The organism is Bacteroides sp. An19 (assembly GCF_002160215.1).
Taxonomy (GTDB): Bacteria; Bacteroidota; Bacteroidia; order Bacteroidales; family Bacteroidaceae; genus Phocaeicola; species Phocaeicola intestinalis.
Map to the genome: position 1 here is coordinate 1 of NZ_NFKD01000037.1, position 14,555 is coordinate 14,555.

Annotated in this window: 10 protein-coding genes; all 10 read right to left on the reverse strand. The window is 42.3% G+C overall.

What is annotated here, in order from left to right:
* Positions 1 to 216: 216 nt before the first annotated feature.
* Positions 217 to 2,628 (reverse strand): hypothetical protein, encoded by a 2,412-nt coding sequence (locus B5F25_RS13285; protein ID WP_140406941.1) that lies wholly within the window; start codon positions 2,626 to 2,628, stop codon positions 217 to 219.
* Positions 2,629 to 2,639: 11 nt separating this feature from the next.
* A complete protein-coding gene (locus tag B5F25_RS13290) occupies positions 2,640 to 4,907 on the reverse strand; it encodes a fimbrial protein (RefSeq protein WP_087250088.1) in 2,268 nt (755 codons plus the stop codon).
* 2 nt (positions 4,908 to 4,909) lie between these two features.
* The gene (locus tag B5F25_RS13295; protein WP_140406942.1) at positions 4,910 to 6,538 is read right to left on the reverse strand and encodes a fimbrial protein; all 1,629 of its coding nucleotides are present in this window, start codon (positions 6,536 to 6,538) and stop codon (positions 4,910 to 4,912) included.
* A complete protein-coding gene (locus tag B5F25_RS13300) occupies positions 6,538 to 8,586 on the reverse strand; it encodes a hypothetical protein (protein ID WP_140406943.1) in 2,049 nt (682 codons plus the stop codon). The genes B5F25_RS13295 and B5F25_RS13300 overlap by 1 nt, the downstream gene beginning before the upstream one ends.
* Positions 8,583 to 9,635, reverse strand: a complete 1,053-nt coding sequence (locus B5F25_RS13305) for a FimB/Mfa2 family fimbrial subunit (RefSeq protein ID WP_087250094.1) — start codon at positions 9,633 to 9,635, stop codon at positions 8,583 to 8,585. Before B5F25_RS13305 ends, B5F25_RS13300 begins: the two co-directional genes overlap by 4 nt.
* Positions 9,636 to 9,799: 164 nt before the next feature.
* Positions 9,800 to 11,938 carry a fimbria major subunit gene (locus B5F25_RS13310; protein WP_087250096.1) on the reverse strand — a complete coding sequence of 713 codons (2,139 nt, stop codon included), beginning with the start codon at positions 11,936 to 11,938 and terminating at the stop codon, positions 9,800 to 9,802.
* A gap of 81 nt (positions 11,939 to 12,019) precedes the next feature.
* A complete protein-coding gene (locus B5F25_RS13315) occupies positions 12,020 to 12,289 on the reverse strand; it encodes a hypothetical protein (RefSeq protein ID WP_087250098.1) in 270 nt (89 codons plus the stop codon).
* On the reverse strand, positions 12,290 to 12,667 hold the full coding sequence (locus B5F25_RS13320; protein WP_087250101.1) for a hypothetical protein: 378 nt from the start codon (positions 12,665 to 12,667) through the stop codon (positions 12,290 to 12,292).
* A complete protein-coding gene (locus B5F25_RS13325) occupies positions 12,657 to 12,941 on the reverse strand; it encodes a hypothetical protein (RefSeq protein ID WP_022039517.1) in 285 nt (94 codons plus the stop codon). Before B5F25_RS13325 ends, B5F25_RS13320 begins: the two co-directional genes overlap by 11 nt.
* Before the next feature lie 190 nt (positions 12,942 to 13,131).
* Positions 13,132 to 14,550 carry a DUF3868 domain-containing protein gene (locus B5F25_RS13330; RefSeq protein ID WP_087250103.1) on the reverse strand — a complete coding sequence of 473 codons (1,419 nt, stop codon included), beginning with the start codon at positions 14,548 to 14,550 and terminating at the stop codon, positions 13,132 to 13,134.
* Between the last annotated feature and the right edge of the window lie 5 nt (positions 14,551 to 14,555).

Here is a 14,555-nt window from a genome sequence, read left to right on the forward strand (position 1 = left end):
GAGAAAGCGCGAAACCGCCGTATGCGGAACCGCTTGTACGGTGGTGTGGGAGGTCGGTAAATGTGAAAGTAGGAGGCAAATGCCTTTCTATGATTAGCATTTACCTCCTACCCGATTTACTAATTTAAGTAAAATGTGTGTGGGGACGCTTCCCCACGGTTTTGATAGAGATATAATTAAGTTCTTGGCGAACTTAATGTCTTGTTATCGTTTTAATTACTGTCTATTTAAAGTCAAAGTAAATGAACTGTTTGCAGCTAATTCTGATACTCTTGCTGATCCACTATAAGTACCTCTGTTGCCTTGTGTAGGACGGAATTCACATTCAAAATAAATTATATCATCTCCTGTAAATCCAACAAAGGTATCCATTGTTATTTGTCCATAGTCATTAGTCTGCTTCTCTTTTGTCACTAACTCTGTATGTGCAGCATCTTTATAAATAAAAATTTGAGTATCCTCTGGGACATTAGCGGTTCTTGTTCCTCCATAATACCTATATTGATACTGTAATGTAACCGTTACCGCTGGCATAGTATAATCTATCGTTGCGGTTTTATGGTCGCGTGCGGAAAGCTGGATGGTACTGCTTGCATAATCCTGCGTAATTCGGAAAGTAACATATTGACGCTCATAAATATCATTAGGCACATAGATAAAAGCATTGTCTTTACCTTTACGCAGTTCACATGTACCGGTAGATGAACTTACAACCTCCAAATAATTACCGAAAATTTCTATGGTATGCTCCGTTGGGGGTTGATAAGTATTATTATGCAAATCAAATCCCAACGTGATTGTTTCGCCTTTATTTTGTGAAGATTCACAATAGTAAGTTCCTTCATCGCCATTTAATGTCACACTTCCAAAATTGAATATTTCATCCGTTCCGGCATTCTCGAAAATCGCTATGTTATTTGTATTTTCAAAATAATCGTTGGTTACTTTAATCGAAGTTGCGCTTTGAGTCATATTTGTTTTGAAATGGAAGAATAGTGTCGGATTTTGGCGATATTCATTATAAGTCACTGTAGCCTGATACTTAAACGTATAGTTTCCTACTTCTTCTACTGGGATGCGGTTCATGCTTACATCCGGATAAATGGATTTCTTGTCCGGTTCTATGTTCAATTCCAAAGGGAAAACAGCAGTCGGCATGTTTTCAGGCAATTGTACGATTAAGGTTAATCCTGAACCGATTACATTTTCTACCAATTCATCACAATCCACGGCTTCAAATACGAAAGCCTGACGGACATGCACCGTTACCCTACGTGACAAATGCGAAGGGGTAGAAACCACAAACTCTTGAGTCTGTATCGTTGCAGGCAAAGGTGAAACCGGAGTTATCGTAATATTCCCATTTCCATCATTTACGATGCTATGCACTGCTGCATGGTTATAGTCTTCTTGTCCACCGCTTTCACTGGGAGTAACCATTACTTGTGCATTCGCATTGCCTTCATTTCCATTATTTGTAGTATAAGTATAGTTTATGGTATGCGGTTCGGAAGAAACCAGCATGATATCCATGTCGCTTACCCACAATTCATTCCCGTTTCCATCGTCCAACCGGTTGACTTGGCTGACCTCTACCGAAGCGGACAAGTTATTGGAAGCTACGGCATTCATTGCATCCGTTATACTTGAGTAGCCTGCCCCTGCTACATTGTCTATCTGAATGGTATAATGAAAATTGCGATACAGATTCAGATAAGATGTAACGTATCGGTCATTTGTTGAAACGATATCCAATTTATAATAACTCGGAGTGGAACTACCATCGTAATATCCCTTTACCAATATATAAGCCGGATTATCCGATTCATCTTGATTACGCTCATACACGTATTTGTCGTCCGGTGTAAAAGTGAATGATGATTCAGGAGTTTCGGGTATATCGCCCGCATTAGTACCGCCAAACCCTTTATTGAGAGAAACAAACTTATTATATGGATTTTCATCTTGCGCCAAATCCAAATCAAAAGTGGCAAATCCGCTTCCTGTATAAGGGGCTACTGTACCGGCATTTCTTGCATCGACTATAGCAAACCCATTCATCCTAAAGTTGTTCGCTTCACTTTCTACTGATATTTGCGCAAAATTACGTACCAACGTGATAAGTTCAGGGAAATCTGAAGTGATTTCTCCGGTTTGTTCATCTTTTGTTATCTTATCTACTTCAATACGTTGCCAATACGCATCTTCATTATCACTAACTGATAGGCTACTGAATATACTTGCTTCGCTATCATCGGGCACATACGTATCATATCGGACATTGCCTAATACGAAATGCAAAATACGAGGTCTGTCTGAAGGCGGAAGTGAAACCGAATACGTCCCCTTATTTGCTTCGGAGTCATACGATACACTTGTTGCCGTTTGGTTGGCTACAAAGAATCCGTTTTCATCGAAAACCAATACATGCATTGGCTTTCCGTCAATACTGGTCAATTCATGTCCCATTGCACGAGTAGCTACAATCGGTTCAGGAATCGTTACGGTGAATTGATAGCCTTCACCAGCTTGTGATACCACCGATGATGTAGAAATCACTTCTTGATCGTTACAAGATGTAAGTATCAAGAAAAATAAAATTGATATGTAAGCAGATATTGTTTTCATACATTCACTTATTAATGTTCTGTTCCTTCTGTCAATGAACCGTCTTCGGCATCCCCCCAAATGAACTGATTATTGTTCCAATTCTCTGTATTGTGTTCTTTATCTTCTTCTATGGTTTGATCACCCCAATACCATACATCGTAAACGCAACGGACAACTGCTGTACCATTTGTACCACTTCGATATCCTTCTGAAGTATTATATTTCCCAGAAGAAACCCAATAGTCTGTAGTTGTTCCAGCTTGACCAAACAATCGAGGAATTTTATGTTCCTCTGATAAGGAAACAATATACTCTACTTCCGCCTTTGTAGGTATTCTCCATCGTCCAGCAGGATAACCTGCTTCTTGATAGGAAGCGCAACGTTTTACCGTACCTTCATACGTTGCTGCAAGAGTTTTTCCCCATGACGAAGCAATTTTATAGGCTGGTGCTATGATATTTTCAGCCTCAATTCGAGTGTTTTTATATTCTGTCGCATCCAAATCTCGTCCAAAAGAATAAGATGTTTCACTTCGTGGGTCGCCAATGGCATATTCATCAACATCAAATGATGTTATATGAATTGTATATAAATTAGGATTTGAATTAACTGATTGGCTATTTCCTTGTAAACTTGCAACAACTCCAAGATAATGATCGTCATTAGTGGAACCAGAGTCATCATAAACATGAACACCACTAGCACTTCCATTATTATGTCCATTGATAAATCGATTAGTTCTACCACCTTCTTCATTATTCTCTCCTACTATATACATTGCCGGATACTGCGTAATGGTCCACGTATCTGTATGTACTCCTTGTGTATTGTAAACTTCTACAGTAATCGTATAAGGGACAAAGTCATCATCATCATTCAGTGGATGGCTTATCAATAATGGACCATTATCCTCTTCTTGTGTCAATTTAAAGTCACTAAAAACGACAGGAGGATTATTGTTTCTTGTATCATAAGGATAATTTGAAGTCAAATAAACCTCGTAAGATTCATCATTATGATAATCCCAATAATGAACATTTGTTATTCTTGTATAGTTTCCATTAGGGTCACGATTATCTTCCCATGCAATCTCGCTACTGCTCACATACGGCATTCTCAATTCATCCACGTTATTCATTACCGAATTATACTCGTCCAATACAAGATAGCGGTAGTTATTCATATCGGCATTGATGCTTGTGTTTATCCACGGCATGATTTCAAACTCTTTATCCGTCACTTCTACGGCATCGTGCGGATTTAGACTGCCCAATACACCGATATTCACTTTTATCCGATAATACGTATTGCGTTCTAATACGGCAGGAGCATCGCTGCCCGAAATAGGCACACGGTAATAATATTTCAGGGCTTGCTGCGATCCGTTGATAGTTGCACTCCAAGGCACACATAAAATCAGGTAAGTGTCTTTCCTGTTGCTTGTGCTTTCCGGATTGGGATAAGAATAAAAAGGAACGGCTTGTTCGTATACTATCTTACCGTCTTCATCCGTCTCGGACTGATTATATCCACGGATGATGCGGTCTATGTAGTCTGTTTCTTGTACAGCATAATTTCCTTGAAGGTTTGTCTGCTGCACGCCATAAACCATTGTCACATTCATGCTGCCGGGGATAGGTGTATATGTCACCCCATCTGTCACAATACTTTCAGCTGTGGTAGGGAAGAGCATGACTTTAGCCATGGCACGGGTCATTTCGATTACTTCCGATGCAGTGGGCATAGGGTCTATCGTGATATTATCTCCGCCGTCCATTACCAAAGAAGATTCTTTTACCTGCGCGTCATCCTTTATAGGGTCTGTATTGTTATCGGCATAGCCCCTTTTCCATTCTGTGGTAATTGTCGTTTCTTTGATTGTTTGCAGAGATACCCCTTCGGCGGTAGACGATGTATAGCTGAAATCATCGCTGTTTGCCACTACATATACATAATATGTCTGGCTTGTGAGTTTTTCCTTATCCAACGGAATCTGCAAGGTATATTCGGTGGTATTGGTGCGTGAAGGTGCTAAGTCCATCTGTGCATAAATACATTCCGCATTGTCCGAATTAGATGCGAAGAAATAGACATCAACTTTTTCAATCAGATTTTCATTGAAACGGTCTTCTCCCTCTTCGGGGCTTCTTGCCATATCCGTTGCTCGTGTAGACAAGGTAAAGGACAGATAATTCCCGTCTGCACTAATTCCGTTATCCGACATGTCGTCCTGACAACTGTACAGACCGACAAGCAACGTGACAATATATACAATATGTGCTATCTTACCATTCATAACTATTTACTTTGAAGGATTGTAAAATAAGGAATCTGTGTACTTTCATCCGGTTCTGAAGGCTCGATCGGACTTGTTGACGTATTGGTCAAATCCAATTCGTATGTTTTTCCGGCTATATCTGCATAGAAATGCAATTGCGCTTCGAAACGGTCTTCCGAGCCCGGATATACCGCTTCTATTTTTAACTCTTGCTGCACAGCGTTGCCTTCATCGTCGTATTGGACAGAACCTGAATTTATTCCGTCTGCAAATCTGAAAGCGTCTACGTCTCCTGTCAATTGCGCACGCCATGTTGCTGTATTCGGACTTTGGATGGTAAAGCGGAATACAGCCGGTTCTTCCGGATTAATATGCACTATGGTATTGTTTTCATTCGGATAGGGTGTCAAAATCGTCTGCTCATCCCATCCGCCATTGGTATAGCTTAATTCATCCGTATAATTTACAGTGATGTCTTCCCTGTTCCACGGATTAACCTTCAAAACCAGATTTTTCACTTCTTCCGGGTCAAGATAAGTGCCGCCTTCGTGATCGATGGTCACTGTAATATCGTAGATGTAATTGCGTTTCATGCGATAATAATTGTCACGTAGCGTTTCTATTTCATCTTTTGAGAATGATACCTTATCGTTGTAATCTGCAATCGTAAAATTAACAGGAACTTTATAATAAGATTCGTTCGTTATATTATCCTCGTTTGTAAAAGGGGCTTTCAACAAGATATAAGTTTGTTTCTCCTCGTCTATTAAATCATCTTTGGCATAGATTTCTGGATCTGTAAAAGTCCCTCCTTCATTTAATAAACTTTCATCGAACCAATCATTCGGATAAGAATAGAACACAGCTTTTGTGTCATACGTTAAAGAAAACGTTTCATCAGCATTCCGTTCCATGCATCTACGGTTTTGGTCTGTTCCTTCGCCATAAGCTTCCGATTCCTTCATAACCGATGTTCCGGCGGTTACATAGTTTTGGAAACTATATTTGCATTGATTTAAAATCGATTTGCCGTTTTTGTCATTTACTGTTAAGCGTATCTTTGCAGCGGCACGGGCGAGGTCGAAACTTAACGTAATATTTAACTCATCTCCGCTGCGTTTTCCTATGCCGTCCATAACAAAAGATTCTTGCGTGGCGTTCCATGCAATAGCCGTTTCTATCATTTCCGCTTTCAATTGAGCCAAAGTGATATTATCCTTGTCTGCCAGTTGCGGGCAATTTGCTACCATGTAATAGGTATAGTTACCTTCGCTTACTTCTTCGTAAGTAAGTTCGTTTGTCGGTAACGGCTTATACTCATCAGCTTTGTCTGATAGAGATTCACCTTGTCCTGCACTTACTTCTATATGCTTATAGCATGATGGATCCGTATCTGTTGTTCCCTCATTAAATACAAATAAGTCAATACGGGTAATTAGGTTCTCGTGCCAATCTCCGCTCCAACCGGGTTCGGGAGTTGTTTCAGCACGCGATAAGGGGGAAGAGCCTGCAATTCTGTACATGATCTTCACTTGCCCGTTGCTGTTGTCCGGCACGGCTTGTTGCAACGATGTTTCATCCGAGCAGCTTATGCAACCGAGGCAGATAGCTGCAAGGAGCATTGTTTTATGTATAAGTTTCGTTATCATCACTTACTCCATTCATGATTAGGGTTCCAATATTTATTTACCATCCACCACTGGAAGTTATCCCATTCTTCTTCATTGCCTGATGCATTAGGGTCAACATCCCGTGCCAAATATTCCAAGTTTTGCCATCCGTATTGCGCTCGTAGATGTCTTATCCAAATGTGCGTATCATTTCCGGCAAAACGACGCTTATCTAAAAATGGGAATTTCTTACTATCTATATCACTTTTTTCAAAAGAAGGATTAATTATCAAATTATATTTGCTCCCATCTGTCAACTTCACCGTAATATAAAAATCAGTTTCAACAACTTCTTCCTTATTCCATTTTTCTTCTCCCCAATCGGTTAAATAATCATCTTCAAAAAGAGCTTCCCACTCTGTCTTACTATAACCTTTATATTGATCATAGCCATCATTACCGTTTTCACCAAAATCTGAGCCGGCATCAGTTTCACCACTCATATTTTTACTAAAGCCTGTATAAAGATGGTTGGCAATTATCTGAATGATGTAAGGCTTTTGACGAGCAATGCCATGCGTCACTTTATTGACTTTTCCATCCGATTCATATTCAGAACCATTAAAATCATCTTCAGCTGTTGTTGAAAAAGAAAAATCTTTTTCATTCGTCAGGTGTGCTTCCCATGTTGCCCCTTTTGGTCCTGTCAACATAAACAGGTAACGTGCACCGGCAGAACCGGCTTTCAACGCCCAATGCTCTTCATCATCAATTTCATTATCATACGTCGGACGAGTCAAAATACACAGTCGTGCTTCGTTATCACCTTCCTCCGGATGTTGATAAATGTAATTGAACAATTTTTGTGTATTCGATCGATCATCATTATAAGATACGATAGGGAACAACACATAATTGTTGCCATTGATAAACTCATTATACGAAGTTTCGTCAGCAAACGGATTGCTTGATGTACTTACGTGTTGCGGTGCATACCCAATAGAAGATTTTACCAGTTGCCACGGCAACGCTTTATACTGGATAATCAGTTCTCCGTTGTCGTTTACCCGAACGAAAATCTTGTTCCAGATGTTGCGCTTTGTTTCGGGGAGGACAAACGAGCTTTCTTCTTCTTTGTTATTTAACGTATATTCTACCGTCAAAACGTATGCATTCTCTCTGGAAGGGGCAGCCTCCGGATACTCATAATCAGTTCCGGTAGTAGGGCTCCATTCATTATTGTTGGGATTTTCCAATAAATACGCTTGCGACAAATCTATCTGTACAAAATCATCAGGATGATTGCTGAAATCTCCGACCGGTGATTCAGATGCAGGTAAATCTGTTGTTATTTCTTTACCGTTACTGTCCTCAAATAAAATTTCCGTCTTGTTGTAATTTGCAATATCAATAAGTGCAATTTCTTTTGCCAACAAGCCCTTATTCGGAATATTTTCCAGCGTTATTCGATTTATTTTTAAATCAGAACTTGCACTTTCTTTCGTAAAGAATAACTCCAGCTTGCTTACGGCACGTTCTGTTTTTATCGTTACGGAATAACTCTTTTTATGGTCTTCTACCGGCAAAGCATCTTCACTAGTCGCTTCACCATAGATAGGAACTTGATTGTCTTCTAAATTATCAGCTAAACCAGTAAATGTTGCCGCTTTAATTTTATCAACCGGCGATTCTCTACCTAAATTGTAAGAAAGTCCTGTTACATTATCACTATTCAATACAACATAAAAATTCAAATACGTAATCGTATTATCCAACTCGAAAACGTGTTCATTGGTATTTACCAGTTCGCCTAAAGCATCCGAACCGGAGAAAGTAGGATTTTCTATCTCGTAGTAATCTACCAGCTCGGTATTGTCTTGATTGAATATCCACACTTTCATATCCTTAGGCGTGCTTCCATCGCCTATCGAACTGCCTTCCGTCACTCTACTCATGGCAATCCCTAAGTTGACCGTGACGGTGCGGGTGCCTTCGGAGGTCTGCACGGCTTCTTCGTCCCTGCAGCCTGGGAGGGCGAGGAGGGAGAAGATACACATTATTATATATAGATACCGTAGGTTCATCATATTTCAGGAGTTATATCGTTGTAGCGGACTATCCAGTCGTTTATTATCACTTGGGTGTTAATCCAGGCGTTGTTCGAGTCGAGGAAGAACGTCATGGTGTAGGTGTCTTCGCGGTCGAGGTACTCTTGGAGCGGCATGTCGTAGTTGGCTACGGTACGGCATACCTCCAGATAGTCTATTAGGGGGATAGAGAGTACCGTTTCGCCTGTCTCGCGGTTGGAGATGGTGAGTCGCACGTCACTGTCTACCATCAGCCTGCCTGTGCTCAGTTCGGCTACTGCCATGTTTATCTGGTCGGCAGAGGGTGTACCTTCGATATCAGCCGAACCTTGCGCCTGGTAATAAGGCATGTATGTCAGCGTGCCGTCGTTGGGAACAAGGCTGTTATCGTAAGCCATTAGTCCGTTCTCGTCGGTCACGGTAAATTCAAACAAAGAGGCATCAACCGGTCCGGCAGCTATCTGCTGGAGAATGATGCGGAAGGTGTTGGTGTTTTTCACCAACGGTACGGTGATGTATTCCGTACGATCTGCTGCACGGGTTAAAGTTGGTGTTTCCACACTTCCGTGCCATAGCGGTTGGAGATAGCCTACCGAATCAATCGGTTCGCCCCACAAGGTAGTGGGATAGCGGTTGATGCGGCAAGTCAGGTCGTCTATTGCAGATATGCTTTCGGTCAGCTGGGGAACTGTAAAGCCGTTGCCGTCTTCTACGCCAGCCCATGCCACCAGACGATAATTACCCGGCTCAAGAGGAAGCAGCATGGAATAATCGGATTCGGCAAGCATATCGCCCCGGTCAGTCTGCTGGAAAGCAAGTTTGCCGTCGGCATCAAAGGCATAAAGGGTTACCGAATGTACCTGGCTGGCAAAGGCATCGGCATAAAGCATGTTGTAGTCATACTTGAACTTTACCCGATACTCGGTTTCAATGGGGCAATCGTCGTCATTGTCCCAGACAGTATCGCACGAAGTTACGGGCAGAAGGGCTGCCGCAGCCAGCATTAACTTGCATGCCTTGCGGTGTATGGAGTAAAGCAGGGTTTTCATCTTTTTTTAATTAATAATTAACAGTTAATAATTAATAGCGTGAAGGTGTCCGTTTTTTATGTAGGGGCAGGGTCTGCCTACCTTGATTGCATCTGCGTGGATGCATTCGGGCGAGCGAACCTCGCCCCTACAAATTAATATCTATCTGTATTTGCAATGCACTTTTAGAACTCTATGTCGTTGTAGCGGACAATCCAAGGCAGAATCTTAGCTTGTACTTCTAATGCTGCTTCTTCTGATTCGTTAACAATACCCGGAGTCGGGTCTACAATCGGATCACCAATTTGTTCAATTTTCGTTACCGACAACGAATAAATGTTGTTACGCATGATAGCGAACTCCATATTGCCCAATTCATTTGGTTTGCCGTTGTCGAAGTGTTTGATTTCGGTTGTGTAATAATAACAGATATTGCTGTTATACAATTTCACGTCAGCAGCTTCCAACTCTTCTTTTGTAGATGTTTCAGTCAATTCTTTGATAGCATCAGGAGTTGCGTCACCATAAGCATCCTTAATTTGCTGGATAGACGTGTAATTGTGACCTTGATAGAGATATAACTTTTCAATAGGTTGCGTACACTCTGCATTGTTCCAAATAGTAGCCACGAATGAGATACCTGTACTTAAGCCGTGAGTTTGATGTTCAATATCGGTAGAGTTTTCGAAGCAATAAGACATCAGTTTTCCTACTGAAGGTAATTGGGGATCATCTGGGTAATGCGAATCATCTCCTTCGAGGCCAACATTGCTATCATCGTCTAGCATAGATGCGAATGTCTTGTAATAGGAAGCGGCAGCGCCATTATTTTTGAATTGTTCACTTTCTATTGTTAAGTTTGCACTTTCTTCGGAAACTTGTGCCAGCGTATTATAGAACCAGCCGTCTGTTGTAGTGCCAGCAGGGAACTGCATTTCACCGTTTTCATCAGCTACGAAAACAATGTTATTGTTGTTGTCCCAGTTTGGAGTCCATAAGAAATTGCTGCCATCCAATGTGCCAAACGGAGTCATTGCTGTACCTGCACTTGCGATGGTGTGTCTTACATAATTTACGGTCTTAGATAAGTTCACCAAAGCGTAGCCTTCCAATTTTACATACCAATTCTTTTGTTCTATTTCTGCATCTGTATCAAATTGCAATTCAATCATAGATGCTTCATTGCCATTTACGCTACCATTTCCGTCAGCGTCTTCTACTGCATACCAAAGCACTTTCTTTTCTTCATTGGTTTCAGCATTGTATTCCGCTACGGTTTTTGCAGTCAGTTTCACATAGACATCCTTGCCGCTTTGTTGCGGAGCATCTGTATCTTTTGTATATGCGCCTTGGAATAAAGAAGCTTCGTTGTAGAGTGCATAGATGGTATTACCTACAGCATCTTTTGCCTCATTTAATGTATAAACCGTATAAGTAGCCGGATCGCTGCCTTCATCTTGGATAGCACCTTCAATGGTAATGGCTGGAGTACTGCCTACATTTACTTTTACCGCATAAACATTTTCTTTATTTGTTTCTTGAGGAGTAGTCGAACGGAACGTAATTTTAGACAATACACGTTCTACATCAATGTTTACCTTAGCCGGATTATTCGGAGTATTTGTCTTGTTCAATGTTACGGAAGCTTCCGCTTTGTTTGCCATCATGAAACCTGCATCATCAGTAGATGTACCATCATAACCTAATCCCATACCGATGCTATTGGCTGCATTCGTGTAATTGGCAGGGTAAGCTGAAAGGTCGGTTGCATGTACCGTTTCATAGTCATATTCTCCGTCAAGGATTGTCTGATACAGTTCTACAGGGTTACTAAGAACCGTAGGAGAAGAAATTTCTGATGTCGGATTTACAACAACCAATACATTATAGTCACCCGTAGTAACTGTAATAGGTTCGGCATTTTTGTAAGTTTTAGTGGCAGAATTGACTTCAACGAAATTGTCTTCGCCTGCGGTTTCTTCATCTGCTATAGTATAGATATTGGCAAAACCTGTAGCACTTGAACCTTCAGATTCTGGAGCTACGACAACCAAGATTTGGTTGATGTCGCTTTCACCAGAAATGCCACTACTGTGGTGCCCGCTGTCTTCCGCACCATTATGCTTATCTCCATTATTATTCGCATCGTCCGCGGTAGAGCGGCTGCTGTTTCCGCCATTGGCGGTAAACGAGATAGTCAGATAAGCCGGAGTGCCGTCACCTTGCATGCCGTTGTTTCCGCCTTTTCCGTCGATCACATCGTCAGAGCATCCGGCAAAAGCTATTGCCGCGAATGCCAAAGCATAAAACTTAAACTTTTTCATAATCACATATAAATTAAAGTTAATAATATCCTTTTTCTTTATATGCTCTTATGACATGGTGGGAATAAGGTGGAAGAAATCCTATAATTCGTCGATAAGTTCTTGTAATGTTTTCAGCTTTCGACCTTCTTTTTTGGTCATATATACTTCGGTGAGTGCCTCACGTAAGTCTTTCACTAATTGTTCTTTAGTCATATACCCTTCTTCGGCTCCTTTTTCTGCTGCAATATCTACATGGGATAACGCACGAATAAGGGCACGGTCTTTACAATCTATCTCGTCAGTGTCTTTTATTCCTAACTGGCGGCATACCTTCCTTTCTTTTTCGGTAAATGAGTTTTTATCGTCCATCTATCTGTCCTTCATAAAATTTTCATCGGTGATGTTCAAAAATTCTCTTGCTATAGCTAAGAGTTCTGCAATCCGATGGGGCGGTATGGATTCTTGTTCAGCTTTATCGTAGATATCAAGCAACAGGATTACTCCGTTCGCTTCATTTATTTCGTACACAAAGTCGATGACCCGCGCACCGTGACTTTTGCCTCGGTTTTTGCTGGCAATAGCCATACGCACTTTATGAATGCCTCTGCCAAGGTCAGTCCCTGCAACAGGGTTGGCATGAAGTTCGTTAAGCAAATTGGCATAATCCTGTTTTAATGACTTATACTTTTTACCTAACTGCTTCAATTCTTTTTCGAAATAGGGGATTGTATCAATTCTATAATTCATTGAGTAATTCCTCCGCCGATTTCAATTTCCAACCTTCTTTTTTGGCACGATACATCTGAGTAAAAGCTCTGAGGTATCTTTGTTCCAGCTCTTCCTTGCTGATGTATTCCTCTTCATCCTCCTCTTCCTGCGCCTTGCTTGCCGCCTTCTTTACCGCTGCCAAGGCACGGTTGAGTGAGCGTTGTACTTTTTGGATTACATCAATGTCGTCCACGTTCCGCAATTCGTTTATCAATGCTTCGCGTTGCATGGCTAATGCAGAATTCTCCGTCATGGCTTTATCCTCCTCATTATTAAATTTATAATCTGTATGCAAAGTTACAAATTATTCTTTTATTCCCACTATGTCAAAGAGCGTTATTTTTTTTCAGTTGACAAGGTTTCAATTGACAAGTTGACCAGGCTTTAGATACAAGGTTTGTTTTGCTATTTAAAACCTTGTCAACTTGTCAACTGATGCCTTGTTACCTAATGTATTTCAGATTCTCTTCCGCCTCACGGATGCCGGCTTGCGCGGCACGTTGTAGGCAGGGGAGCGCTTCGTCATAACGTTCCAAGAGAATCAACGCTACGCCTCGGGCGTTATCGGCTTGAGGGCTGTTGCCCGCTTTCTCCAAGTATCGTAATGCCTGTTCCGCCTCTTTCCGTTCCAAAAGCGCATTGGCGGCGTTGAGGTTTGCTGTCGGGTCATCGGGATACATGCGGACGGCTACGTCGAATACGTGGTTGAACTCCTCGCTGCCGGGCTGGTAGGTCTGTGCTACGGCAAACATCTCCTGCAGGCTGAGGTTTTGCGGACGAGTCTTGATGACCTCTTTTGCTTCTTCCACGTTGAAGCCACGTATTGTATAGTCTACCGTATAGTCGGTGCGCCGCAGGGCGGGATAGCAGTCTTGCAGCAAGGTGCGATAGGAAGCCGGATAAGCCGAACGGATACGTTGCTCCCTTTGGTCAAGGCTGCCTTCGCCGTCCATGATTGCCAAGATCGCCTCCTTATCTGCCAACGAACTTGTTTGCAGGTACAGGCGCAACCCTTCCCAGTTCTCTCCACCAGGTTCAGTCTGGAACAAGGCTGTGCCGAAACCATATTCTTCTATCAAGTAGTCTTTAAGTGCCTGCGTTCTGCCTTCGGACAGACGTACGTTCGACTCATATCTGCCTTCTGGCGACGCATAACCGCGCAAACAGATCTGGGTGATGCTAAAATCCTTGTCGGCACGGATGGTGTCGATGGTAGAGCGTATCTTTGCCAATTCGGCAGTGTTCCGACGGTATTCGGGGTAAATCACGGTCTTGTTTACAGGGAAATCCAAGTAAGCCTCGCCGCTCAACGCACGTGTCTTGCGAGTTTCCGCCTGAGGACTGATGTACGCCAATTTCGGGACAAAGGCAAGATCGGCTTGCGCCAATGGGGTATTCCCTCCTTTTGTCACATCACCGCATCCGCATACGTCTTCAGATACCGAAAGACCTGCATTATTCATCCATTGTTTGTAGGGTAAGGCGATACGGTAGTCAACAGAAGCCCTTTCGGAACTCTGCGGCTTGCCACTATGCTTGATGACGGCATAAGGATTTTCGGCGTAAAGCGACTCTTCGTTGCGTTGGTAATAGATGTAACGCCGGCGCCCCATCACCTCAATGGCAGGAAGCCATTGCCAGTCCTCGCCCTGAGCAAAGAGCGGAGCCAGCACCACGGAACGGTTGCGTCCCACCTCCATTTCGGAGAGGTCGATGTTCATCTGTATCACCACGCTGTCGCGCTGTTTGTTGATTTCCACACCGCTCACCTTTGCTCCGCTTGACAGACGCTGCACGCCTTGGGCAGCTGCCGGCATCAGCGGAAGCAGTGACAACAAGCTATATAAACAGATTGTTTTCATGTTTC